Below are 23,152 nucleotides of genomic sequence, written 5' to 3'. Positions count from 1 at the left end.
TTCAGGATTTCTGACCGGACTGCCAGCGGAAGCCGAACCCGTAATGCTCATCGGTTTCCTGGTGGCCCCGGAAATAACGTTCTTCTTTGGTGACCTCAATGTGATCGCCGGAATTGGTGATGCTGCAGATGGCGCAGAATTTCAGCCCGGGATCGGGCTGGTCGAGTTTCAGGTGGATTTCGTTCCCCTGATCGTCGGTGATGCGCATGCGTCCTCCCACATCCTGAAAGGTTGAGACCCCCTGGTAGATGTAGGCAAAGACCACCACGCGCCGGATCATATCTGGCCTGAGGATCAAGAGGTTTTCCCCATCGGTGGAAGAGCCGCTGCGGTCATCCTTGTCCAGATAGATGTAGGGCACGGTGTCTTTTGCGCCAAATGTGTTTCCAAGGGCCTGAATGACCCCTCTGTATCCGTTTTGCATTTCATACATGCAGCCCAGATCCAGATCAGCGGTGCCTCCAGAGGCCTGCCCAGGCAGCAAACTCCAAAGACCACTGCGTTGTGGGGCAGCCTGCTGGTCCCAGTTCAGGTTGATGTGAATGGGCTGCTTGCGGCCATCTTTGCGCAGGTTCACCTTGCCAGAGTCCCCCCGTTTTTCCAGGGTGATCTTTTTCAGGTTGACTGTGGGTTTCTCCTCTGCTCCTGGAGCAGGGGTTGGAGCAGGAGGGGCAGGTGGTGGGGTGGGGGCCGGGCGCTCCACTGTTCCACCGTAATGGCGCACCAGATCGGCCAGACCCCCGTTGAAACCCTGCCCGGTGGCCCCGAAGCGCCAGACGTCTTTGAAGTAGATTTCGGCCAGAATCACAGCCTTTTCCTGCGAGAACTGTGTTCCGGTGAACACGAATTCCAGCAGCAGGTTTCCACCACTCGACACCCGCACCCGCCCGGTTTTCACATCCTTGAAGGTGAGGCCGTCATCCACCGTGCAGGTGAAGGCCAGACGTTTGACGCCCTGCTGGACTTTCGAGAGGTCCAGTTCAAATTTTGAACTGAAAGCATCTCGCTGGGCCAGCACGACCTCTCCCTGCTGGGAACGCAGGTTGTTGTAGAAGACCACATGGTCATCCGAGGGCAATTTTTCCTGCTCATTCAGTAAAAAACAGCTGATGTCGTACTCTCGGGATGCACCCTGCACCTGCACATCGATTTCAAGTTGCAAGGAGGGGGTGACCTCTGAAAGTTTGATTTTCTGACCGGGAACCAGTTTTTGCATGCTCTTCTCACATTATGCGGGCAACTTCAGGAAAGTTCCCGTGATCTACAGCACTGCGGCTGCAAGGCCAGTCTTACAGAACCCGGCGGATGTCGCTGGCAATGTCCTGAATGGTGCGTCCATTGGTCATTTCGCCGAGGGCCTTGAAGGTCCACTCACCAGAAACGAGTTGCAGTTTGCCGATGATCACACTGGTGTGGTTTCCGGTGGCACTCAGGTTGTAGCGGGCCACTTCCTGTTTGTTGTCGGCGTTCACCACGCGGCAGAAGGCATTTTCCACCTTGGCGAAGTTCTGTCCACGGAAGCTGGACACGGCCAGCACAATCTGGTGCACGCTGCCAGGGATTCTGGAGAGGTCCACGGTGATCACTTCGTCATCGCCATCTCCTGCCCCGGTCAGGTTGTCTCCGCTGTGTTTGATGCTGCCATCCTTGCTCTGAAGCTGTCTGAACCAGACGGTGTCGGTGTGGTTGCCCTGGGCGTCGAAGAGGGCTGCACTGGCGTCCAGATCAATGCTTTCTGGAGCTGCAAAACGGCCAAAGAGACCTTTGGGCTTGGCCACATCCCAGCCCAGACCGAGGTGAACCCGTTGCAGGCCACCGGGGGCTTCTTTTTTGAGGTTGATGCTCTGTCCTTTGGTCAAATTGATCATGGTGAATTCCTCCCGTGATGACGGTCACAGCATGGCTGCTCCGTACTTTGAGTTACTACGCAGGTCAGGTCCATAAAGTTTCCAGTCACCAGTACCGGGATTGTAACACGGGTTGCTGAGAAACGCCCGGTTGGCATGGTGTTTCCTGTAGCGCAACTGAAGTTGTGAAGGGTCACGGTCCTGTGGATGGCTGCTTGCAGATCCCAGGTGAGGCACCTGAAAACTGATTGATTGATCAGCAATGGAGCAATTCTTGCAAGACAATGTTTGCCGATTTTACACTTTGAGTGTAGAGAGGTTTTATAATGCCATTAACAACAGTGCCCTTTATGGACAGGAGACCAGCCTCCATAAGCTGGCGTGACGGAGACTGTTAAAATCTGCAGTCTCCTTGTTTTGTTGAGCATTATATCTAAAATATGGAGTTGATTTGGCGAAATTGGAATGACTTCCTGCCAAAAAAAATCCAGCCCTGAGGCTGGATGGGGGAACACCTGGGCTTACAGGTTGTCTTGCAGGCTGGTGGCCGTCTTGAAACGGATCTTTTTGCCTGCAGGAACGGTGATGCGCTCGGTGGTGCCAGGACGAACGGCTTGACGCTCTTTGGTGGGAACCACGCTGAGGGTGCCAAAGCCAGGCAGACCCACGGTCTTGCCTTCCTTCAGGGCTTCCACGATGATTTCCAGCATGGAGTCAATGACTTCCCCTGCGTCTTTTTTGCTGACACCGGCCTTCTCGGCGATCACTTGAATCAGTTGTTGCTTTCCGACTTTTTCCATGGTCTACCTCCGATACATCCAGAAGGGTGTCTGGGACACCTGGTCTTCTGCTTGTAGATCTTAACAGGAAATTCTGGTGACAATTTGAGAATCCCACACAGGACCACTGCCGAAAATCATTTATGGGACTCCAGATAACGCAAAATGGGTGCTTTGAGGGGCTGCATCCCTTTGTATTCCAGCACGTCTGGTTTCACCGAGGACAGAAGATTATGGAGTCTGGGACGCAGTTCTGGATTTCTGGTCAGCGTTTTGCTAAGGGAATTCACGTACACCCGAATGGTGAAGAGCCCGCGCTGCAATTCCGGTAAGGCAAGTGTGGTCTGGCGTTCCATGCGCAGGAAGATTTTTTCGCCCAGCAGGTCAGGCTCTGCTTCCCAGAGAGGGTTCCAGAGGGTTCTGGGATGCTCAGGGTGGGCATTCAGGTCAGGGCTGGGAGTCAGGCCCCAGCTGAACCGGATGAAGGGGCCTTTGTGAAAAATGGCCCGCATCATGTTGCCAGAGGCCTTCAAGAGCCTTTGATGGTCCGCCACCGGGTGGTGAATTCCGGCAAAGCCAACGCCCAGTTTCTCCCGGGGGTCCCAGCCGCTGGGGAAGCACACAGACAGGGCTTCAGCATGACCACCCTCCGGGTCCTGCCTGAGCACCACCAGATCTTCCTGTGCACTGAGCGACACGGCATCCAGCAACCGGGTGACGCCCTGTTGTTGCTGGAGATGATCCAGAACCTGTGTTCCAAGGGCATGGTCTTGAAGCTGGGTCACCTGGATTTCATGAGGGTCCCAGTGCAGGCGCAACCCAAGATGCTTCAGATCCACCTCTGTGTCATGCCCGGACAGCAACTGGGGAAACTCTCGCTTGTACACCTGTAAAGCCGTCCACAGGGCATGAGAGAGTCCCTGGGGATCATCTGTGGTCAGGGCACGATGCCGCTCAGGATGCTGTTGCAACACGTCCAGTTTTTTCTGTAGATAAGAGAAAAGCAGACGGTCTTCTGCAAAATGGTTTTGCTCCAGTCGACCATTGAGGACTGAGCCCAGAGGAAACACATCTGCTTTGATCTCAAAACGGTCCTGCACCATGAACGGTGGATCAGGGTCAGTGAGCAGGTCGGGTGAAAAAGCCATGTTCAGGACATCAGGTAGCGGAACTCGGCATCACGCAGACCTGCAACCCGGATCAGGGTCTGGATCTGTCCAAAATGCAAGGATTCATGGTGCAGCAGGTGAAAAAGCACCCACTCGGGGGTCACATCGTAATGGGACAGGCTGCGGGGTTTTGCAAAATCGTCTGCGGTCATGTTCTGGTAGGTTTGCAGCAGTTCCTGGCGCACCCGGGACAGGCGTTCAAGGTGTTTTGACAGTGGATCACCGAGCACCTGGCTCAGGTTGTCATCGGAGTTGCGGTGCTCAATGGGGAAGAGGGAGGTGCACCAGTCGGGCAATTCTTCCTGTTTGACCTCCACATAAAGCCAGTCCAGTTCCACCAGAGCGATGTGATAGAGCAGAGAACCAATGGTGTGTCCATTCACCAGCACATCCAGACTGCCAGGAAGCAGGGATTCCACGGTACGCAGGGTGCGCTCTCGCGCCATCTGAAGCATGCCCAGCCCCATGGCGATCTCGGGGGTCAGGGCAGCGGGTCGGGACAGCGCCAGTTCATTTTTCAGGGTCATGCAGCCTCCTCGGGCAGATGGGATGAAAATCAGGTGGAGCCAGTATACCCGGTACCCCAGAAACCCAGTGTGCTGCAATGCAGGATGCCCAGTTCAACAATCAACCGGAGGAAACAGAGCCTGCAATGGGGTCTTCTTGCTCCTGGAAGACCACCCGGTTGCGACCAGAGCTTTTGGCTGCATAAAGGGCCTGATCTGCCCTGTCCAGAGCGGCCTCAAAATGGGATTCAACCAGAGACACCCCGATGCTGATGGTCACAGTGGGGGTGCCTGATCCGTTGGAGGTGTCCTGCACTGCAACCCTCAGGCGGTCTGCTGTTTGCAGGATGTCGAACAGGGAGGGACAGTTGAGGAGCACGATGAATTCCTCCCCTCCAACCCTTCCCAGCAGGTCGCCTGACCTCAGATTGCTTTGCAGGGTCTGGGCGGTTTGTCGGAGCACTTCATCTCCAACCAGATGGCCAAAACGGTCATTGACGCTTTTGAAGTGGTCAATGTCCAGAACCAGAAGGCCGAGCATCTGATGGGGCTCGGAAAGGAGCTTTCTGGAGGCCTGAAAAAAAGCCCGCCTGTTGAGGAGGCCAGTCAATTCATCTGTGCGGGCCTGTTCTGCCAGACTGCGGGCATCTCTCAGGGTTCCCCGTGTTTCGGTGAGCAGTTCTGCATTGATGGCCAGGAGCTGTTCCAGTGTGTGTTGCAGGTCGGTGACCTCGGGCAAGGCCATCACCAGATAGCCCTCCTGCAGAGGCAGGATTTTGCCACTGTAACTGGCAGACCTGCCCTGCTGGTCGGTCAGGGTGAGGGGGCCAAGATAAGGGGTTGTTGCCGGACAGGGAGGCCACATGCGTTCCGTCTGAAATCGCTCGCCCACCTGCTGTCCCAGCACCTGGAGACCTGCGCCGTTGACCATCAGCAACTGGTGCCTGAGGTCTGCAGCAAAAAGGACCAGTGCAGGAAGGTCCTGCACAAGATCCAGCAGAGGCAACAGGTCTTCCAGGCGCTTCAGGGTCATGACACTTCCTGTAGAAGCTGCCTGGCATTCAGGCCCCACAGGTCCGCCCCCAGGGCTCCTCCTGCATGGGGCACCATCTGGGTGGCATGTCCGCCCACAGCCAGAACAGGCACGCTGGAAGTCCAGTGCAAACGGATGCTTTGCAGAATCTTGCGTGTACTTCCAAGTTGCTGAATCAGGCCTGCAGACAGGGCCACCACATCTGGCTTGCACTGGTCGATCTGGAACATCAGGTCTTCTGCAGGCAAACCTGGCATCAGGACAGTGCAGGACCAGCCTTGCATCTCGAAGGCATCTCCCAGGATCTGGGCCCCGAGCGTGTGGTGGTTTCCAGGAACACAGGCCACCAGGACTTTGCGTCCTGCAAAGGGAAAGAATGCGGCCCGTCTGTATCCCCTCAGCAAAATGTTCTGTGCCCGAAGGGTGGCGAGGTGTTCTGTGGCCACCGAGATTTTGCCCTGTTGCCACAGTTCCCCAACCCGGTACAGGGCAGGCTGAATCTGGTCCACAGCCAGATCCAGATAAGGTGTTTCCAGAACAGCATCTGAGACAGGTTCGGTCTGCAGGAGCAGGTCCAGCATTGGGAGGTTTTTCGTCACATCCCTGGCCTCTTGAGGTTGAGACAGGGCTTGCAGGGCATCCTCCAGAACAGAGAGTCCTGCTGTTCTCCAGGGAAGGTCAGGGGTGTCAAGCAGGTGTTGTTGCATCGCCTGGAGGGTGAGGTGCAGCACTGCGACAGGGATGCTGCGTGCCTGAAAAGTCTGGGACAGCCAGACCATCAGGGTGGTGAACTCCAGGCTGCCTGCGCGAGATGCCGAATCTTCCAGCTGCTCGAACACCACGGGCAGTTCTCGCATGAGCAGGGTGTGCAGAGCATGCGGTGGTTCTGGGCTCCTGACCAGAGCAGCAAACTTCTCCAGCAGGGCATTGAGGGTGGCAAGGTAAAACTGGCCGTGTGACTGTGTTGCAGCAAACAGGGCATCTCCGTGGTTCATGGCAGACCTCCGGGACAACAGCTGTCTCTAGCATATCAGGTGCAGTCTCACAGGGTTCATTCACACGAAAAGCCCCAGGATTCGATCCCGGAGCTCCCTGAAATGTTGAACTCAGCGGCTCTTGGTGCAGTACACAAACTGTTCAGGGGTGAGGCCCCAGAAGCGGGTGGGAGGCCAGTTGTTGGTGGTGCTGGTGAGAGGTCCTGCAGCCACCACAGGACAGCTGAAATCTTCCCCTCCTTTGGTGACGGTGTAGGTGTCCACAATCCACTGGGAGTCATCTCCCCAGATGCACTTCTGGTCTTCATAAGCATAGCTTCCATCCGGGTTTGGGGTGGCCATGCGGTAAACCACACCCAGGTTGTCTGCATCGCAGACTTTATTGCCATAGGGAATGGTGCAGTTTTCTGCGCCGGTACATTGTCCCACAGCAGAAGTGATCAGATGGAATCCTTCTCCGAGGTTGCTGGTGCTGCTCACGCTGGCCGCGCTGGCAAGGCTGGTGAGCGTCAGGGCAGAAATCATCAGGGGAATCAGGTGCTTTTTCATTTTTGGTGCCTCCTGAGCGTCATTCTGGCCTGAAGATGTGAACATGAAGGGAAGAACTTTTGAAGAAGTTGTTAAGCCTTTTGTGTGGCATCAAAGACAGGAAAGATTGGTGCAGGTCAAGGCTTGCAAAAGATTTGAGCAAGATGTGTGGTGAAATTGTGAAGATGGTGGAACTGCAACTGAAGCCATCCTGCTGTCAGTTGCAAGGGTAGAGCAGCGTGTCCTCACTTCAATCAAACCTCTGAACACGGGTGAACAGTCCGTGTTCAGAGACGTTGAAGGACATGGCGTCTTCCGCTTTTGAGAGACTGTCCCACCAGAATCAGCCTGTGATGCGCAGGTCAGGGCAGCATCAACTCCACCCCACAAAGATGCCGTCAATGGCAAAAATCAGATAAGGGATATCCCTTAGTCAGGATTTCACTTTCAAAAAAAGCATGTTCAGTTGTGGAGTTTTGCTTTTCACCATTTGTCTGTGTTCTTTGTGTGGGATGTGAACGGTTTCTTTTTTGGTGTACGCTTTGATTTGTACCCGGTTCAGGCCACAAGAAAATCCTCTGAGCCCATTGAATTGAGGCAGACATGTCCACCCTGGATTCCCTGTTCATCAACACCTGCATGGTCATCTCACTGGCCTATGTGGTCAGCCTGACCTATCAAGACTGGCGAACAGCTGAGCGGCGATCCATGGTCCTCCTCCGAACCCTGCTCTGTTCAGGGGGAGCCATTCTGCTCATGTTCCACGGAATCACCATCGGAGACGACATCCAGGTGGATGTGCGGGCGGTACCCATCGTGCTGCTGATGCTGCGTTATGGGATTGGGTATGGTCTGATTGCGATTGCTCCAGTTCTGATCACCAGAGTGATTTACTTTCCGGTTCAAAACATCAACGTTTATGCCATGTCCCTGCTGCTGACCTTCATTCTGCTGGGCCTGATCCGCAGCCGCATGCCAGATGGAAGGCCAGACCGCAGATCTTACATGGTCACCCCCCTGCTGGTGTTTTCTGTGCACACCCTTCCAGTGTTGCTGTCTCCGGTTGCTGGCTGGTACTTCAGCCATGTGTTCATCTGGTACTTTCTGGCCAACGTGATCGGATTTTACCTTTCTGCACAGATCCTGATGACCCGCATCGAGTACCTGAAGGCCACCGAACACCTCAGGCAGGAAGCCCTGTCTGATCCTCTAACGGGCCTTCTCAACCGCAGGCAATTTGAAAAAGACCGTGCCCGTTTCAGCACAGGGGACGCTTTTCTGCTGCTGGACCTCGACCACTTCAAGCAGGTCAATGACCGGCATGGGCACGCCATGGGAGATGAAGTGCTGCGGCAACTTGCTGCACTTCTGAAAAGCAGCACCCGGGACAATGACCGCCTGTACCGCATGGGAGGAGAGGAGTTCCTGGTGGTCCTGAGGGGCATCGAAACCCAGCAGGCCATCACGATTGCCGAACGCATCCGTGAAACAGTAGAGCACCATGTCTTTCCGGTCCCTGAGCGCATCACGGTCAGTGGAGGTCTGGTGCAGTTTTCCACCCCTGGCAACCTGAACCAGTTGCTGGAGCAGGGAGACCACCTGCTCTACCGTGCCAAACGGGAGGGCCGCAACCGCATCAAACGGGAACTCCGGGAACGGCTTGATCCCCAGATGTGACGGCCAGAAAAAGAGCACCCGGTTGTGTTTTCCAGGTGCCCTTTGGGGAGGAAGAGTGTCTGAAGTGTACCAGCAGCATCTGGGCCCCTCAGAATCAAATCCCACAGAGTGAAGAACAGGTGAACCTGCTCGCTGGACAGCATGATGCCCATGAAACCTGACCGAAAGGCCGCTGAATTTCAGGGCTGCAGTCCAAGAATCTCTTTCAGCTTGCGGGGAATCTCTTCAGGAGAGAGCACATGCTGCGCAGCCCCCAGTTTGATGGCGGCCTGGGGCATGCCAAAGACTGTGGAGCTTTTTTCATCCTGCGCGATGGTGAACCCTCCTGCATCCCGGATGGCCTTGAGCCCACTGGCCCCGTCTTCTCCCATGCCTGTGAGCTGAATGGCGATCAGGTTGCCTCCAAGCAGGCGGGTGGCCGAGTCAAAGAGCATGTTGGCGCTCGGACGGTGGCCCCGCACGGGTGCATGGTGGCTGAGATGCAGCACCACCTTGCCGTGTTTGTGCAGCAGTTCCAGATGGGTGCCACTCGGGGCCAGATACACCCCTTTCTTGAGTTCCATGCCTTCCCTGGCAAGGTGGATGGGCAACAGGCAACTGGTCTGAAGCCAGTTGATCAGCGACATCTCAAAACCCTGGGCAATGTGCTGCACAATCACCACAGGCAGAGGAAAATGCTCTGGAAGCTGGGACAGAATGGTTTGCAGGATGGGAGGTCCTCCAGTGGAGGCGGCAATGAGCACCGCCTGATAGGGAAAACTGACCTTGCTCTGCGGTGCAATGGGTTTCACAGTGTGACGGCGGACCATTTTGATTTTTGCCACAACCTTGAGGGTTTCCCGGAACTTCTGGATGTTCTGGGCATCATCTGGAGTGGGCTTGAGCATCACGGTGATGGCTCCGCTGTGGTGGGCATCCTTGCTGAGGGTTGCGTGCTGCTCGGACACGGTGAGCAGCAGAATGGGGGTCGGGTGCTCCTGCATGATGCGTTCGGTGACTTTGAAGCCGTCCATCTCAGGCATGAACAGATCCAGTGCGATCACATCAGGCTTCAGTTCAGCGGTCAGTTGCACTGCCTCCAGACCACTTGCGGCCACCCCGACCACTTTCATGGCAGGGTCCTGTTCGATCCAGCTCCTCAGGAGGGCAAGCTGCACCGGAGAATCGTCGACCAGCAGCACCTTCACGGTCTTCAAATCAACCTCCCCAGGGTGTCCAGCAGGTCTTCTGGTGCGTAATTTCCCTTGATCAGGTAGGCATCTGCTCCAGCCAGCATGCCCTCTTCCCGGTGTTGTGGGGTGGCCATGGAGGTCACCAGGATCACCGGGAGGTGCTTCAAACGCTCATCTTTGCGGATCTCCCGGGTGAGGTCCAGACCGGTCATTTCAGGCATCTCCACATCCGAAACCAGCAGGTCAAAAGAATGCTGCCTGAGCATTTGCAGGGCAATGCGGCCATTTTCTGCCACCTGCACCTCGAACCCGGCCAGTTCCAGCACACTGCGCTGGATGGTGCGGACCGCCACCGAATCATCTGCCACCAGGATGCGCTGTTTCTTGCGGGCGGTCTGGACCTGGGCGGCGGGGCGTGGACGGGCCTGCACGGAAAGCTGGGCAACGTTCAGCACTGGAAGCAGTGCACCGGAGCGGTCCATCACCACCCCCTGGAAGGCTGTGCTGGCTGGAATGCCCCACGGGAGGTGTTTCATCACGAACTCCTCCTCGCTGGTCACCTGCTGCACGTTGATGCCCACACAGCGTTCTGCGAGGTTCAGGATCACGGTGACAGGCGCACCCGAAGGAGGAAGCCCCAGCACCTCACTGAGTTCAAAAACGGGAATGGCATTTCCCTGCCATTCCACCGTGCGTTTCTGGTCCACCACCGTGAAGTGATCGGGTTTGAGGATGCGGTCCACATGCCTTGAAGGAAGGGCAAATGCCTGATCGGAAACCCGAACCACAAAAGCACGGGTGGTGGCGAGGGTCTGGGGAAGCCGCAGGTGAAAGGTGGTGCCCTCTCCCTCGACACTGCTCAGCCAGACCTCCCCTCCAAGCAGGTCCACATTGGCCCGCACGGCATCGAGGCCCACCCCACGACCCGAAATGGAAGACACCTGCTGGGCGGTGCTGAATCCGGGCTGGAAGAGCAGATCATGGACCTCTTCCTGTGAGAGGAGGTCCTGATCCTGCACCATGCCCCGCTCAATGGCCTTCTGCCGCACCCGTTCCAGCTGAATGCCCCTGCCGTCATCGGAGAGGGTCAATTGGATGGATTCCCCCCGGCTCTGAATGTGCAGTCCCAGACGCCCCACCTCGGGTTTGCCTGACCTGCGGCGCTCTTCCGGGGTTTCCAGTCCATGGTCAATGGCATTGCGAATCAGGTGCATCAGGGCGTCCCTGAGGGGGTCCAGCAGATTGCGGTCCAGCTCGGTGTCTGTTCCAGAAGTCTCGAAATGCAGTTTCTTGTTCTGCCCTCTGGCAAGGTCGCGCACCAGACGCTCAAGTGGGGTGACCATCAGGGAAGCAGGGCGCAGCCGGAGGTCGATCACCTGTCGGGTCAGTTCTGCACTGATGCGGTTCAGTTCAGACTGGTCCTGCCTGAGCTGCCTCAGGTTCTCCGAGAAGGTGATGCGGGTTTCCCGGTCCAGCCCCACCATGGCCCCTTCCAGCCCCTGCAGTCTGCGAACATGCTCTTCCAATCTGTTGCGCAGGACGGTGAGCTCTCCTGCGTGGGCAAAAAGGCTTTCGAGTTGCTGCAGGCTGATGCGGATCTCCTGGCGACGGTCCGCACGCATGGTGGAAGTTTCAGGAGGCGGCTCAGGCAGGACTTCTCTGGGATGGGGGGATGGGGTCGATCCCTGGAGGTTGGGCAACTCACCCCGTTCAAGCACCGGAATCCAGCTGCGGATGCGCAACTGCAGCTCTTCTCTGGACCACTGCACCACTTCTCCCCACCCATCAATCAGGGCTTTCCAGCCCACCACCTGGGCTGCCCTGCGCAGGGGCAGCACCATGCCTGCCACGTCCTGCAGGTGGATCAGCTGGCGGAGTTCAAATGCACAGATGTGAAGCAAGCGGTCCTGTGGGGTCATGGTTCCAGTCGGTACCTGTCAATGACATTTTTCAGGCGGGTGGCCCAGGAGCTGAGGTGTTTTGCGGCCTGCTGGTTGCTTTCACTGGCCTGCAGGTTCTGTTCACTGGCGGTCTGGATGTTCTGCATGGCCAGAGCAATCTGTTCCATGCCGTAAGAATGCTGCTTCACAGACCCGGCAATCACCTGGGCGGACCTGGCGGCATGTTCGATGGCTTCTGAGAGTTCGTTGATGGTGTGCTCCAGGGTCTGGATGGAGTGGGCTCCATTGTCGACCACCCGGGTTCCGCGTTCTGTGGCCATCACTGCTGCATTGGTGTCCCGCTGGATGCCCGACAGGATGGTTCTGACCTGGCTGGTTGCCGTCTTCGACTGCTCAGCAAGGTTGCGAATCTCCTGGGCCACAATCACGAACCCGCGACCATGCTCCCCTGCCCGGTGGGCTTCAATGGCGGCATTCAGGGCCAGCAGGTTGCTCTGGTCTGCAAGGTCACTGACCACCTCGATGATGTCACTGATTTTCTGGCTGCTCTCAGAAAGGGTGAGGATGTGGGAGCTGATGTCCTGCACCTGTTTGCGGATGTCCTGCATGTCACGGATCATGGTCTGGGTGGCTTCTGAACCTGCAACCGCCACCTGCTGAGCGGTCTGGGCGTTCTCACTGACGGTGTTCGCCATGTCCACCGCCTGATCGCTGGAGACCCGCACCTCTTCCACGGTGGCACTGGTCTCGGTGACCGCAGCAGACTGCTCGTTGATGCTGGCCCCTTGCTGGGCAGAGGCGGCCTGCAGTTGCATGGAGGCAGAAGCCAGATTGTGCGAGGCTTCCTGCACCTCTTTGACCAGGGAACGCAGGTGGTCCAGCATGCGCTGGAACGCATTTCCAAGCATGTCCTGGTCGCCCTGAGGGGTGAGGTTCAGGCCGATGTTTCCAGATGCAATGCTGTTGGCAACCTTCGCCATGGCACTCTGGTGGTTGGTCATGCGCTCAAAGGCATTTCTGAGGGCACCAATCTCATCGCGGCTGTACTCAGGCAACGTGACACTGAGGTTCCCCACGGCCAGTGCATTGGCAGCTGCCGCCAGTGTCCTCACCCTGCGCTCGATCGCAAGGCGAATCAGGTACAGCAGCACCATGAAGACCACAATCACCACCACACAGGCAAGCACCACCGTCTGAATCAACGACTGAGATGAAGCGTCCAGGTCCGTGAGGTCCTGCCCGGCCAGCATCACCCAGCCAAAACCCGGGAAGTTGGAATATCCCCTGGAGGTGTGCCAACCAACCAGACCTGCTCCTTCTCCCAGAGGGCTTGGGGCGTCTTTGGCCCCTTCGGTGCTTTCGCTGGCATTCACCCCCATGCGGGTGATCAGTTTGTTGGTCTGAAAATCGGTGTCCTGCGGGCTGTGCAGGGTCAGTCCTTTTGTGTCCACCAGACCCACGCGCAGGCTTTTCAGACCTGCCTGGTGCCCGGCGGTTTCCAGGTCTTTCAGCAACTGCACCACAGTGTCCCAGTCGATGCGGTTGCTCCACACCCCCACCACCCGCCCGGCGTCGTTGCGGATGGGCGCACTGAAGGACAGGGCCAGATCATCTTCTGGCCCATAAACCGCCCGGACCAGTGGATCAGGGTGCAGGTCCTGCAGGTCCACAGGTGTCGTCTGGACACTGCTGCTGAGTGCATTCTTGAACCATGCCTGACCGGACACATTCTGGCCCAGCAGGCGTGCTGTGCGGGTGCTGGTGTTCCCCTGCGGGTCTACCGTGTTCACGGCAATGATGCGGCCGCTGGCATCTGCAACCACAATCAGGCTGTAGATGGGAGCGTACAGGCTCACACTGGCATTGGCCAGTTCGGTGATGGTGGATGGATTCATGGATTTGGCCGCCGGGGTGGCGGCAAAAGACTGCACATCGGTGTACCGCTCAAAGAGGCTGCGGTCCAGTTTGTCCATGCCATTGAAAGCCACCTGCTGAATGTTCTTCTTGCCCTGCTCGATGAAAGCGCTGCGGGTCTGCTGGGTCAGAAGCCAGCCCACCAGCACCATCACCACCACCACACAGAGCAGACCCAGCACGGTGATCTTGTTGAATACGCTCCAGGTTTTAAAGGACTGCACGGTCTCCTCCTGTGATCCGCATGAATTCTGCAAAAAGGGGTTCCAGGTCCAGCAGGGTGACTCTGGCCTTCCAGACCCCCGACAACCCCGGACGGGTCTGTGCAGGTCGGGGCAGGTGAAGGGGAATGTCCACCGCTTCCTCTGCGTTCCGGACCCGCAGGGCCACCTGTTTCCCTGAATCCCGGTATACGACAATATACCCTGCCTGCCCATCCGGCACATCCCCAAGCAGTGCAGCAAGATCCAGCACGGTCAGCACATGTCCCTGCAGGCTGATCATCCCAACGATCACCGGATGCAGACCAGGAAGCCGGGTCAGCGGAGGCGTTGCCCGCACCATGCTGATCTGGTGGGCAGGCAAGGCATACCGTTCCTGTCCTGCCTGAACCACCACCACCACCTGGGTGGGCTCACTGGAAGGGGTTTCGGGAGGGGCAGCGAGTTGTTCCGCTCTGGTTCGCAGGATCTGCTGGTCCTTCATGGGGTGCCTTTCATCTGATTCAGGGTGTAGAGGGTGGCGGTCAGGAGTTCCTGCACGTGCAATTCAGGGGTCAGGGCTTCATCCCTGGGACGTCCTTCAAGGAGGGTGCGGAGGCTGCGCAGCAGCGGAAATGCGCGATCTGGCGTGCCAGCCCTGATCCAGGCCTGCGCCAGCTGAAAAAGAGCCAGGGGGTCATCGGGATGCAAAAACACATGCTGCCTGAGCCCTTCAAGGGTTTCTGGAAGGTCGGTGCCAGAGGCGGAAAAGACCTGTTGAGGTGGGTCCTGCAGGTGCATTCTGGGTTGCCTGGGAGAAGGCCCGAAGGTGCGGGTGCTTCGGGGGGTGACTTTCCGGTGCCGGATGGTGGCTGTCTTATGCTCTTTTTTCCAGACCCAGCCCAGTGGATGACGCTCAGGATGCAGACCACTTTCTGGCTCAGGGTGAGGATCGGTGGCCCCCAGCATCAACGTCCCGCCAGGGGCCAGCACCTCTGCAAACGCCCGGTACACCTGCTGGGCACTCTCGGCCCCGAAGTAAAGGGTGACATTCCTGCACAGGATCAGGTCCAGGTGTTTGAGCTGCAAGGCTGCGTTCTGAAAGAGGGGTTGCCAGGGCAGGCCCTTCAGGTTCAGCACACCAAAATGCACATGCTGTTTCAGAAACGATTTGATCACCCAGCACTGGCCCACATGGGTGAAGCACTGCTGCTGGATGCTTTCCGGTGTGCTCCGAAAGGACCATGCGCGGTACCTGCCCTGCCTTGCTTTCGCAATGGCCTCCGGGTGCAGGTCGGTGCCAAAAACCAGGGCATCTTGCATGCCAAACTCGGTTTTCAGCAGGATGGACAGGGTGTAGGCCTCCTCACCAGTGGAGCAACCTGCCGACCAGACGCGCACTGGATGGGGCCTTTTTTGCAGTTCTGGCAGGATGATTTCCCTGAGTTGTCTCACTTGCTGTTCCCCACGAAAGAAATAGGTTTCGTGGATGGTCAGCCGTTCAATGAGGCTGTGGGTGAACAGGAGATCGGGAAGGGACAGCAGGTGGACCACCCGGGGGTTCAGGTCCTCGGTGCCCTCCTCCCCCAGTTCTCTCAGTGCCCTGAGCAGCAGGGGATGTTGCATGGGCTGAATGCGGATGCCTCCCACCTGCTCCACCCGCTCAATGAGCTGTTGCAGCAAGGCAGGGTGCAGTCCGTCCACAGCAGACATCAGATGCCCTCCCAGAGTGCAGGAGGCTGAAAGAATTCGGGCCTCAGGACAGAGGTGCTGCCCTGCTGGGTGCGGATCACCGCCTCCACAGGGCTCTGAGGGGTGTACCTGATCGGTTTGAAATCCGTCATGGGCACTTCCAGAAAACCATAAATGTCATCCACCCACAGCAGGAAATCTGGCTTTCCTCGCAAAAGCAGCAAACGTTGCTCAGGTAAAGGCGTGACATCAGGAAATCCCAGCTGTTTTCGAGCACTGACCACCGGATGGAGCACCCCGGAGATGTTGAGCACCCCGACCACATGCGGGGCCCCAGGTGCAGGAGGAATTCCGGTGAACCACGCCATGCGCAGCACCCGGAGCACCTGCTGCAAGGGAACCATGTAACTGGTGTCATGAATGCTCAGGTGCAGCACCCCGAGGCTCATGCCAGATCCACCTGCCCGAGCAATGGAAGTTCTGCCAGAAAACGGCTGCTGCCATTGCTGGATTCCGCCCACAACCGTCCATGGTGGGCAGCAAGCACAGCACGCATCAAGGGCAGGCTGACCCCGGACCCGAACCACTTGTGCGCCATGCGGGGGTTGTGCAGCAGGAGCTGTATTTCATCGGCAGGAATCCGGCTTTCCTCTTCTTCCAGCACCAGACGCACCTGTTCTGCAGTCCGCTCCAGTCGCACCCGTATGGTTCCCTCGTCAGGTGCATGCTTCATCAGGCTGATCAGGGCACTGTGCAGGGCGTCTCCGAAGACCCGTGCATCAATCAGGACTTCACTGTCCTGTGGTGTTGCATCCTCCATTTCCTTTTCAAAGATCAGCTTCTGTCCCCGGAATTGTGCTTGCTTTTGCAGGTCCTGCAGGCAGGCCTTCACCACCGACTGCAGGGAAACCGGAGCCAGATCCAGTTCGAGCTGTCCAGCTTCCAGACGCATGTACTCCTGGTATTGTGCGAGCACTTCCAGAAGCATGGATTTGGCTTCAAGCGCACCAGAAAGCAGGGGAGCCAGATCATCTGGATGCTGGGTTTCTGCGGCCAGATCGATGGCCAGACCCAGGGCAGCGATGGGGTTTTTCAGGTCGTGGGCGAAAACCGAAAAGAAATCGGTCTGGACCTGCTTCAAGACTTCACGGGCCAGCACCCCCAGTCGGCATTCCCGGGCATGGTGCAGGGCCTGCATGAAAGCAGAGAGGTCCTTGCCCTGCAGGTCAAAGTCGGACTTGGACAGGTAGGCGTCCGCCCCGAGTTTCAGGGCTTCTTGCATGGACCTGGAGTGTTTCCCAGAGAAGATCACCACCACCACGCTCTGGTTCACCTGACGGACTTTTTGCAAGACCTCCAGACCGCTGGAGTCATGCAGGTGCATGTCCAGCATGATCAGGTCAAATTCACCAATCTGTGGGAGGTGCTCCAGGGCCTGGGGCACACTGGAGGCCTCAACCACTTCTGCCCCTTCCCTCTGAAAGGCCTGACGCAGAAAGGCCCGGGCCACCGCAGAGTCATCCACCACCATCACCTTGTGCCAGCGGTGCAAAGAAAGGGCGTCTCCATCGGGTTCGGGGGTCATGGGATGAAGCTGGTCTGCCCGAAACACCTGATTGCGCCCCGACTTTTTGGCCTGATACAGGGCCTGGTCTGCCTGTTCAATGAGCAGGGCAGGGGTGGTCTCAGGTCCGGTGCGCAGGGTCTGCACCCCCAGTGAGATGGTCACCAGATGGTGGTGGTCCGAATGGGGATGGTCAATGGCTGCAGCCAGCACCCCCAGACGGAGGTGTTCGGCAAGCTGCATGGCCTCGTCCAGTGAAGCGTCTGGCAGCAGGACAGCAAACTCTTCTCCACCGTAACGGGCCAGCAGAGCTTCTGGAATGAAAATGCCTTCCTCTTTGAGGGTGTCTTCGAGGGCAGCAGCCACCCGTTTCAGGCAAGCATCTCCCTCCAGATGCCCGAGGGTGTCGTTGTACCGTTTGAAATGATCCACGTCCAGCAGAATCAGGGACACCGTGCGCTCTGGGCCTGTCCACAGTTTTTGCAGGGCCTGATCGAAGCTGCGGCGATTGGCAATGCCGGTCAGGGCATCGGTGTAGGTGAGCAGTTCCAGCCGGGCATGGCTGTCTTTCAGGTCCCGTTCCCTGGACCTGCGCTGCACCAGCAATTCACTGAGGCGCAAAGCACCTTTCACCCGGGCCACGAACTCCACAGGGTCGGCAGGTTTGGAGAGGAAGTCACTGGCTCCAGCCTGAAATGCAGCCTCCAGATCCTCCTTCTCATCCCGTCCGGTGATGATGATGACAGGAATGTCGTGCAGTTCAGGGTAGTCCCGCAGGTGCTTCAGGGTCTGGATGCCGTCCATGCCGGGCATCATCAGGTCCAGCAGAATCAGGCGCACCTGGTCGCGGGTCACCGGATTTTGTAGGGCCTCCAGCAGCCCTTCTCCAGAATCTGCGGTCTGCACACCTGAGATGCCTGCCTGGGTCAGCAGGGCCGTGAGCATGCTGCGAATCAGACGGCTGTCGTCCACCACCCACACGCTCATGCCTGAACCTCCAGCAACTTCAGGGCGGTCTCTACCAGAGGACTTTTCTGGGGGGTGTCCATGTAATTCAGCAGCAGTCGGGGGAAGGGGGAAGGCACGGAAATCTGCTCGTCACTCACGGAAACCATCACTCCTGTTTTTTCTTCATGCTTGAGGCTGTCCAGAAACTGCCGGGTGGAGGCTTCACCGTCGAAGCCCACCAGCCACAGCGCGTCTGGCGTTCCCAGCCTGAACTGTTCGAGTTCAAAAACCAACTGCACAGCAAACCCTGCTTCCAGCAACAACCACGCCTGATGCATCCGGGCTGTGGCAGAAGGATCATAGACCATCACCCTGCGTTCCAACTGTGTGCGCCCCACCTGATCTGCAGTGTAGGCAGCAGGTGTGTCCACCCTTTCCTGAAGTCCTGCTTCAATGGTGTGGGATGCCTCATCCACAACTTCTGTCTGGGCAGGTGCTTCAACAGGCTGTTCCCAGTTCCTGAGTTTTTCCAGCCAGTGGGTCATCGGGTGTTCATGGGGGACAGGTTGCATCACTTCCGCACACAGTTTGCGCACCTCATCCACCACTTCCAGCAACACACTGGCCTGGGCTTCACCCAGTTTGCGTGGACGCTTGCGAAGATCATCCAGAACGTCCTCCAGCACATGGGTGAGCCGCTGGATGTCCTGAAGACCCAGCATGCCTGCACTCCCTTTGATGGTGTGCGCTGCAGTGAACATGCGCCGGACCACCTCGGGATTGTCCAGTTGTTCGAGTTGCAGCAGACCCTGTTCCAGAATTGTGAGGTTGTCTTCTGCTTCAAGCTGGAATTCCTGCAGGAATGCACTCATGTCCAAAGGGGGCCTCGCTTTGCAGATGAAATGGGATCTGCAGGGTGAAATGGGATGTGGCTGCGGATCTTGCAGGTATCTAGACTCTAGCATTTCTCCTGGAATTCGGGCACCTGCCTGTGCACGGCCAGTGCAAAGTCGCTGATGGGTCGTTGTCTTATGGCAAGCGGTCAGCGGTCAGCACAACAACACAGGTGTGCTTTGACCAGAACAGACAGAACAGAAGACTTCAGGCCAACACGTCTAAAGATTTTTGATTGCATGTTGCAAAAGCATGCGTTCATCTTTTGCTGACGGCTGACCGCTGACCGCTCTTGACCAGCAGCACTGTCTAAACATCTTTCAGCAGCACAGCCCTATCACACTTCACCGTCATGGTTTTGTGACAATTCCCACAGTACTGTGAGACATGGACGACATGGTGATCCACAACATGCAGCAGGCGTTCAGAGAGTGCAGCCGTTACTACGAGGTGGTCCGCACCCACCGGGGTTTCCGCCTGATTCCGCTGGAACTCAAAGAGCAACTCAGGCAGTCTGAAGCAGAGGTGCACACCACCACAGAGCGCCTTCATGCCTACCTGCAATCGGGCCAGATCACCCGCGAGATGGCCGAAGAGGCCTGTGCTTACGCGCAATGTCACATCGAGATGGTCATGGACCTTCTCAGTGGCCTGAATGCGGTTTCCAGCACCCCTATGAACTGAAGTTTTTCCTCTGAAAACAAAAACCGCTCCCAGAGGAGCGGTTTTGACGTTGATGGGAGCTTCAGGGAATGGATTTTACGAAGACTTCTGCGATGCAGGCACACCGGGTCATTTCCATGAAGGCCACGTAGGAGGTGCCTGCAGGATCGGTGACCACAGAGGGCATGGCTGCAAAGTTGTCGAAATTGTTGTTCAGGACGTCTCCATAGCGCACCCACGCTGTGCCGTCCCAGATCTTGCTCACCACCTGGGGAATGGGCATGATTTCGGTCCACACGGCCACTGGACGCCCATCGGGTTTCAGGCCCAGTGCGGGAAGGAACGCTGGATTTGCCCCATCCATGTTCAGCCCATTTCCCATTTCGGTCCAGGAGGCTCCATCCCAGCGGGAAACCCGAATGGTTCCGTCATCGCTCCAGCCAACGGTCAGGCGGTCACTGGCATCCGAGATGATGGTCAGGTCTCCAGACTGGTTGGCTGTGGGATTCAGTGCTCCACTTCCCAGGAGGTTCCAGGTGGTGCCATTCCATTGTTTGACGTACACCTGAATGTTCTCATTGCTGTCACTTTCTGTCCAGGCCACAATGGGCTGGCCGGTGTTGTTGTGGGTGATCACGCTTTCCCAGGCATGCCGGGTGGGATCGATGTTCAGGGAACCGTCCAGCAGTGTCCACTGGGCACCGTCCCAGGCTTTGACCAGGACCTGGCCGATGCCACTGGTGGCGTCATCTTCCACCCAGGTGACCACCGGATTGCTGCTGCCATCCACAGTCACATCTGGTGCCGTGGCCCGCTCTGCCTGATCGAGGTCCAGGGCTGCACCCAGGCTGTTCCAGACCGAGCCATCCCACTGTTTGACAAAGATGTCTTCATCCTCTTCCCAGGCAACAATGAACTGGTCCGATCCATTCTGAGCGATGCTGGCCTGGCCTGCGTCTGTGGTTGGGTTCATGTTGAGAGGACCCCCAAGCATGGCCCAGGTGCTGCCATTCCACTGTTTGACCATCACGTGGATGGGGCCGTAATAGGTTTCTTCTTCCCACGCAATCACCGGCTGGTTGAGGGTGTCCAGGGTGATGTCAGGTGCGGCCCCATCAAAATCTGTGTCGAAATTCAGGCTGTCTCCGAGAAGGGTAAATTCTTCTGCATTTTGCCCAAATGCCACCATCATGCTGAAGCTGAAAGGGTTGTTGGCTGGAATGCTGTCGACCGGGAAGCTCACTGCAAGGGTCACGGTGGCAGAACTTCCTGCGGCCAGAGGTCGCTCGAGGTACCAGGTGTAATCTTTGACGTTCACTGCAGCAAGGCCTGAAGGTACAGCAGGAGCCAGTGTGGATGAATCAAAAGGCGCATAAAAAGGGGAAGCCTGAACATCTTCAATGTAATCCAGAGCCTGGAAGTCATAAATCACTGCAGGACCAGGAATGAGGTCTTCAGCTTTGGCAGGCACATCTGTTCCATCGAAAAGCCGCACCTTGGCAAAAGGCGTGTCTCCAATGGTGGGGGAGATGGCGTGGTTGTTGGGATCTGCATCATCATCAAGGTCCACCGGTGTGATGAACAGGCGCTCGATGGTGGTTGCAGAAGTGTTGGTGATTTCAAAGGTGGCCTGCACATAACGGGTCATGGTGGCCTTGTTGGTCAGGGTCTCCACATTCTTGACCTGGAAACTGACCTTTGAGCCCACATCATTGAGTCCCTGTTTTGATGCACCTGCTGCTGAGCTCCGTTCTGGCATCACCACGCGGGCTCTGGGCTGGTTGCTGCTGACATCTTCAAATTGCAGTTCCATGATGTTGGTGGGTTTCTGAACAGGGGGTTTCTGAACAGGGGGTGCGAACTGTGCGCAGGACACCACCAGTCCTGCAAGAAACAGCAAAGGAAAGGCCTTCATCTGGTGCTCCAGATAGACAGGCAGACAGCAGAAAGGGTGTGATCCACGTTGCTTTGCTGGTGGGTCCAGACAACACGTTTGAGCATCAATGCATCATGATTGGCGCGCTTCATGTTTTGCTCCTTGTCTGAAAAGTGTGAAAACGGACAGAAAGGTTTCAGATGTTCCCATGATAGCGGTTTGTTTTTGTTCTTGCTGTTGAGAGGTTTAGTGTTGTCGGAAATGCTTTAAATCGTGCAGGGTTTTGAATGTCCACACAGGAGAGGCTGTACACCGTAAGCGCTTTCGGTTATACTGATTTCTATGCTGAACAAAGAACACTATCCCTCTCCGGAAGTGGTTCCGATTCACTATGCCACTCCTGCACAGCTGCGGCTGCTGGGGCTGTGTGAGCAGGGCCTCGAACCCATTGGAACGGTGTCAACCCGTGGCAAGACCCTCCCGCTCTACCTGATCAGTCAGGCCTTCCCGGAGCGCACCCCTGTTCGATACTGAGCAGGTGCAGGCTTGAAATTGTTTTCCTGTGGTTAAATAATTGAGCATGTCATTCAACAAACATGCCTGGATTCTGATCACTGGAAATGCTTTATCTCTGCTGGGAGACCAGATTCTCCTGACCAGCCTGATGTATCTTGCAGCCAGGGACACAGGCTCCCTGCTTTTCACCGCCAGCTTTGCTCTGCTGTCCACCCTTTCACTGACCTTGCTGGGACCTGTTGGAGGCTCTTTCATGGACCACAGGGGGTCAAAACTCCACCTGATCGGCGCAGACCTGCTCAGGGCACTCCTGCTGGTTTTGCTGGTGGTCTTCTGGACGAACCCTTTGCAGTGGCCTGCGGTGCTGGGCATCATGGCTGGTCTTTCAGCCCTCAGTGGTTTTTTCAACCCCGGGTTCCGTGCCCTGATGCCCCTTGTTGTGCCCCGTGACCACCTGCTGAAATTCAACAGCTGGAACACCACTGCCACCCGCGTTGCCACCCTGACCGGGCCGCTGATCGGTGGTTTGATGGTCAGCAGCCTTGGCATTCAGGCTGCTTTGTGGCTGGATGCCGCAAGCTTTGTGCTCTCTGCGCTGTGCCTGATCGTTCTGAAGGTGCCCAGAACTTCAAGCCCCAGCCGTGCTCCCCGAAAACCTGTCTGGTCCCTGCTTCGCAATGCGGCCCTCAGAAGGTACCTGATTCTTGCCAGTGTGGTCAACGCTGGCATCAGTGTTTTTCTGCTCATGCTTCCGGCAGCAGCCCTGACTTTTCAACAGGGTGGAACGGTGCTGGGTGCCTTGCAGAGCAGTTATCAGGCCGGGATGCTGACTGCAGGAGTGTGGCTTGGTGTGCGTCAGGTGCAAGTTCAGCGGGCACTGGGATGGGGACTGGCCCTGATGGCTGCCAGTGTCCTTCTGTTCTCTGTTTCTGCAAAACTGTCCCTCGCCCTGGCTGGAGCCCTCTGCTTTGGTGCTGCACTCATGTTCACCTCTTTGCTGGCAGACACCACGTTGCAAAAATCCATTCCATCCCACCAGATGGCTGGAGGGTATGGTGTGGTGCAAAGTGTCAGCGCAGCACTGCGACCCTTCAGCATCGTGCTGGGAGGATTCCTGCTGGACCAAGTGGGTCTGCTCTGGACAGGAATCATGTTGACATGCCTGCTTCTGGGAACAGCCCTTTTTGCCCTTTTGCGCACCGAGCCTGATCCGTCCCCCATCGAGTCAGGCCTCTGATCTGAATTGTGCAGCATGTCCTCTTCACTGCAAAACCAGAC

General features: G+C 57.1%; 21 protein-coding genes. 4 read left to right on the top strand and 17 right to left on the bottom strand.

Annotated elements, in window-relative coordinates:
- Position 1: 1 nt before the first annotated feature.
- From DC3_RS00150 to DC3_RS00115, 8 genes are all read right to left on the bottom strand, one after another.
- Entirely contained in the window at positions 2-1,216 is a 1,215-nt protein-coding gene (locus tag DC3_RS00150) for a TerD family protein (RefSeq protein ID WP_146881560.1), read from the bottom strand.
- Between the two features lie 73 nt (positions 1,217-1,289).
- The gene (locus tag DC3_RS00145) at positions 1,290-1,868 is read right to left on the bottom strand and encodes a TerD family protein (RefSeq protein ID WP_146881559.1); all 579 of its coding nucleotides are present in this window, start codon (positions 1,866-1,868) and stop codon (positions 1,290-1,292) included.
- A 500-nt stretch (positions 1,869-2,368) separates the two neighbouring features.
- Positions 2,369-2,647 carry an HU family DNA-binding protein gene (locus DC3_RS00140; RefSeq protein ID WP_034340086.1) on the bottom strand — a complete coding sequence of 93 codons (279 nt, stop codon included), beginning with the start codon at positions 2,645-2,647 and terminating at the stop codon, positions 2,369-2,371.
- Between the two features lie 116 nt (positions 2,648-2,763).
- Positions 2,764-3,774, bottom strand: coding sequence for a heme-dependent oxidative N-demethylase subunit alpha family protein (locus tag DC3_RS00135; protein WP_146881558.1), 1,011 nt, complete (start codon positions 3,772-3,774; stop codon positions 2,764-2,766).
- Between the two features lie 2 nt (positions 3,775-3,776).
- Positions 3,777-4,322 carry a DinB family protein gene (locus DC3_RS00130; protein WP_146881557.1) on the bottom strand — a complete coding sequence of 182 codons (546 nt, stop codon included), beginning with the start codon at positions 4,320-4,322 and terminating at the stop codon, positions 3,777-3,779.
- A gap of 100 nt (positions 4,323-4,422) precedes the next feature.
- Positions 4,423-5,334 (bottom strand): GGDEF domain-containing protein, encoded by a 912-nt coding sequence (locus tag DC3_RS00125; protein WP_146881556.1) that lies wholly within the window; start codon positions 5,332-5,334, stop codon positions 4,423-4,425.
- Entirely contained in the window at positions 5,331-6,329 is a 999-nt protein-coding gene (locus DC3_RS00120) for a cobalamin B12-binding domain-containing protein (RefSeq protein ID WP_146881555.1), read from the bottom strand. Before DC3_RS00120 ends, DC3_RS00125 begins: the two co-directional genes overlap by 4 nt.
- Before the next feature lie 111 nt (positions 6,330-6,440).
- Complete coding sequence (locus DC3_RS00115; protein WP_146881554.1) at positions 6,441-6,878, bottom strand: hypothetical protein; 438 nt, start codon at positions 6,876-6,878, stop codon at positions 6,441-6,443.
- 582 nt (positions 6,879-7,460) lie between these two features.
- Here DC3_RS00115 and DC3_RS00110 point away from each other — a divergent pair.
- Positions 7,461-8,534: a diguanylate cyclase gene (locus DC3_RS00110; protein ID WP_146881553.1), complete on the top strand. Its 1,074-nt coding sequence runs from the start codon at positions 7,461-7,463 to the stop codon at positions 8,532-8,534.
- 179 nt (positions 8,535-8,713) lie between these two features.
- Here DC3_RS00110 and cheB read toward each other — a convergent pair whose 3' ends face one another.
- The 8 genes from cheB to DC3_RS00070 are packed head-to-tail and all read right to left on the bottom strand — an operon-like array spanning position 8,714 to position 18,797.
- On the bottom strand, positions 8,714-9,721 hold the full coding sequence (cheB, locus tag DC3_RS00105; RefSeq protein ID WP_246130508.1) for a chemotaxis-specific protein-glutamate methyltransferase CheB: 1,008 nt from the start codon (positions 9,719-9,721) through the stop codon (positions 8,714-8,716).
- 5 nt (positions 9,722-9,726) lie between these two features.
- Complete coding sequence (locus tag DC3_RS00100; protein ID WP_146881551.1) at positions 9,727-11,625, bottom strand: hybrid sensor histidine kinase/response regulator; 1,899 nt, start codon at positions 11,623-11,625, stop codon at positions 9,727-9,729.
- Entirely contained in the window at positions 11,622-13,745 is a 2,124-nt protein-coding gene (locus DC3_RS00095; protein WP_146881550.1) for a methyl-accepting chemotaxis protein, read from the bottom strand. Before DC3_RS00095 ends, DC3_RS00100 begins: the two co-directional genes overlap by 4 nt.
- Positions 13,732-14,226 carry a chemotaxis protein CheW gene (locus DC3_RS00090; RefSeq protein WP_146881549.1) on the bottom strand — a complete coding sequence of 165 codons (495 nt, stop codon included), beginning with the start codon at positions 14,224-14,226 and terminating at the stop codon, positions 13,732-13,734. The genes DC3_RS00095 and DC3_RS00090 overlap by 14 nt, the downstream gene beginning before the upstream one ends.
- Positions 14,223-15,434, bottom strand: coding sequence for a CheR family methyltransferase (locus DC3_RS00085; protein WP_146881548.1), 1,212 nt, complete (start codon positions 15,432-15,434; stop codon positions 14,223-14,225). Before DC3_RS00085 ends, DC3_RS00090 begins: the two co-directional genes overlap by 4 nt.
- The gene (locus DC3_RS00080) at positions 15,434-15,862 is read right to left on the bottom strand and encodes a chemotaxis protein CheW (protein WP_146881547.1); all 429 of its coding nucleotides are present in this window, start codon (positions 15,860-15,862) and stop codon (positions 15,434-15,436) included. The genes DC3_RS00085 and DC3_RS00080 overlap by 1 nt, the downstream gene beginning before the upstream one ends.
- Positions 15,859-17,964, bottom strand: a complete 2,106-nt coding sequence (locus tag DC3_RS00075) for a response regulator (RefSeq protein WP_146881546.1) — start codon at positions 17,962-17,964, stop codon at positions 15,859-15,861. The genes DC3_RS00080 and DC3_RS00075 overlap by 4 nt, the downstream gene beginning before the upstream one ends.
- On the bottom strand, positions 17,961-18,797 hold the full coding sequence (locus DC3_RS00070; protein WP_186815731.1) for an Hpt domain-containing protein: 837 nt from the start codon (positions 18,795-18,797) through the stop codon (positions 17,961-17,963). Before DC3_RS00070 ends, DC3_RS00075 begins: the two co-directional genes overlap by 4 nt.
- 409 nt (positions 18,798-19,206) lie before the next feature.
- Between DC3_RS00070 and DC3_RS00065 the strand changes: the two genes are divergently transcribed.
- Positions 19,207-19,503, top strand: a complete 297-nt coding sequence (locus DC3_RS00065) for a hypothetical protein (RefSeq protein ID WP_146881544.1) — start codon at positions 19,207-19,209, stop codon at positions 19,501-19,503.
- A gap of 61 nt (positions 19,504-19,564) precedes the next feature.
- On the opposite strand, the gene DC3_RS00060 is transcribed toward DC3_RS00065, so the two are convergent.
- On the bottom strand, positions 19,565-21,397 hold the full coding sequence (locus tag DC3_RS00060; RefSeq protein ID WP_146881543.1) for a hypothetical protein: 1,833 nt from the start codon (positions 21,395-21,397) through the stop codon (positions 19,565-19,567).
- Positions 21,398-21,700: 303 nt separating this feature from the next.
- On the opposite strand from DC3_RS00060, the gene DC3_RS00055 reads away from it, so the two are divergent.
- Together DC3_RS00055 and DC3_RS00050 are read left to right on the top strand one after the other, a co-directional pair.
- The gene (locus tag DC3_RS00055) at positions 21,701-21,892 is read left to right on the top strand and encodes a hypothetical protein (RefSeq protein ID WP_146881542.1); all 192 of its coding nucleotides are present in this window, start codon (positions 21,701-21,703) and stop codon (positions 21,890-21,892) included.
- Positions 21,893-21,938: 46 nt separating this feature from the next.
- Positions 21,939-23,111, top strand: coding sequence for an MFS transporter (locus DC3_RS00050; protein WP_146881541.1), 1,173 nt, complete (start codon positions 21,939-21,941; stop codon positions 23,109-23,111).
- Positions 23,112-23,152: the final 41 nt, after the last annotated feature.

Source organism: Deinococcus cellulosilyticus NBRC 106333 = KACC 11606 (genome assembly GCF_007990775.1).
Taxonomy (GTDB): domain Bacteria; phylum Deinococcota; class Deinococci; order Deinococcales; family Deinococcaceae; genus Deinococcus_C; species Deinococcus_C cellulosilyticus.
The sequence above is the reverse complement of the archived record's forward strand: the minus strand, read 5'-3'. Positions and strand labels throughout refer to the sequence as shown.

Excerpts from the sequence above, each read along its gene's own strand:
- DC3_RS00150 (WP_146881560.1), bottom strand. The coding sequence starts at position 1,216 with ATGCAAAAACTGGTTCCCGGTCAGAAAATCAAACTTTCAGAGGTCACC.
- DC3_RS00145 (WP_146881559.1), bottom strand. The coding sequence starts at position 1,868 with ATGATCAATTTGACCAAAGGACAGAGCATCAACCTCAAAAAAGAAGCC.
- DC3_RS00140 (WP_034340086.1), bottom strand. The coding sequence starts at position 2,647 with ATGGAAAAAGTCGGAAAGCAACAACTGATTCAAGTGATCGCCGAGAAG.
- DC3_RS00135 (WP_146881558.1), bottom strand. The coding sequence starts at position 3,774 with ATGGCTTTTTCACCCGACCTGCTCACTGACCCTGATCCACCGTTCATG.
- DC3_RS00130 (WP_146881557.1), bottom strand. The coding sequence starts at position 4,322 with ATGACCCTGAAAAATGAACTGGCGCTGTCCCGACCCGCTGCCCTGACC.
- DC3_RS00125 (WP_146881556.1), bottom strand. The coding sequence starts at position 5,334 with ATGACCCTGAAGCGCCTGGAAGACCTGTTGCCTCTGCTGGATCTTGTG.
- DC3_RS00120 (WP_146881555.1), bottom strand. The coding sequence starts at position 6,329 with ATGAACCACGGAGATGCCCTGTTTGCTGCAACACAGTCACACGGCCAG.
- DC3_RS00115 (WP_146881554.1), bottom strand. The coding sequence starts at position 6,878 with ATGAAAAAGCACCTGATTCCCCTGATGATTTCTGCCCTGACGCTCACC.
- DC3_RS00110 (WP_146881553.1), top strand. The coding sequence starts at position 7,461 with ATGTCCACCCTGGATTCCCTGTTCATCAACACCTGCATGGTCATCTCA.
- DC3_RS00100 (WP_146881551.1), bottom strand. The coding sequence starts at position 11,625 with ATGACCCCACAGGACCGCTTGCTTCACATCTGTGCATTTGAACTCCGC.
- DC3_RS00090 (WP_146881549.1), bottom strand. The coding sequence starts at position 14,226 with ATGAAGGACCAGCAGATCCTGCGAACCAGAGCGGAACAACTCGCTGCC.
- DC3_RS00085 (WP_146881548.1), bottom strand. The coding sequence starts at position 15,434 with ATGTCTGCTGTGGACGGACTGCACCCTGCCTTGCTGCAACAGCTCATT.
- DC3_RS00080 (WP_146881547.1), bottom strand. The coding sequence starts at position 15,862 with ATGAGCCTCGGGGTGCTGCACCTGAGCATTCATGACACCAGTTACATG.
- DC3_RS00075 (WP_146881546.1), bottom strand. The coding sequence starts at position 17,964 with ATGAGCGTGTGGGTGGTGGACGACAGCCGTCTGATTCGCAGCATGCTC.
- DC3_RS00070 (WP_186815731.1), bottom strand. The coding sequence starts at position 18,797 with ATGAGTGCATTCCTGCAGGAATTCCAGCTTGAAGCAGAAGACAACCTC.
- DC3_RS00065 (WP_146881544.1), top strand. The coding sequence starts at position 19,207 with ATGGACGACATGGTGATCCACAACATGCAGCAGGCGTTCAGAGAGTGC.
- DC3_RS00060 (WP_146881543.1), bottom strand. The coding sequence starts at position 21,397 with ATGAAGGCCTTTCCTTTGCTGTTTCTTGCAGGACTGGTGGTGTCCTGC.
- DC3_RS00055 (WP_146881542.1), top strand. The coding sequence starts at position 21,701 with ATGCTGAACAAAGAACACTATCCCTCTCCGGAAGTGGTTCCGATTCAC.
- DC3_RS00050 (WP_146881541.1), top strand. The coding sequence starts at position 21,939 with ATGTCATTCAACAAACATGCCTGGATTCTGATCACTGGAAATGCTTTA.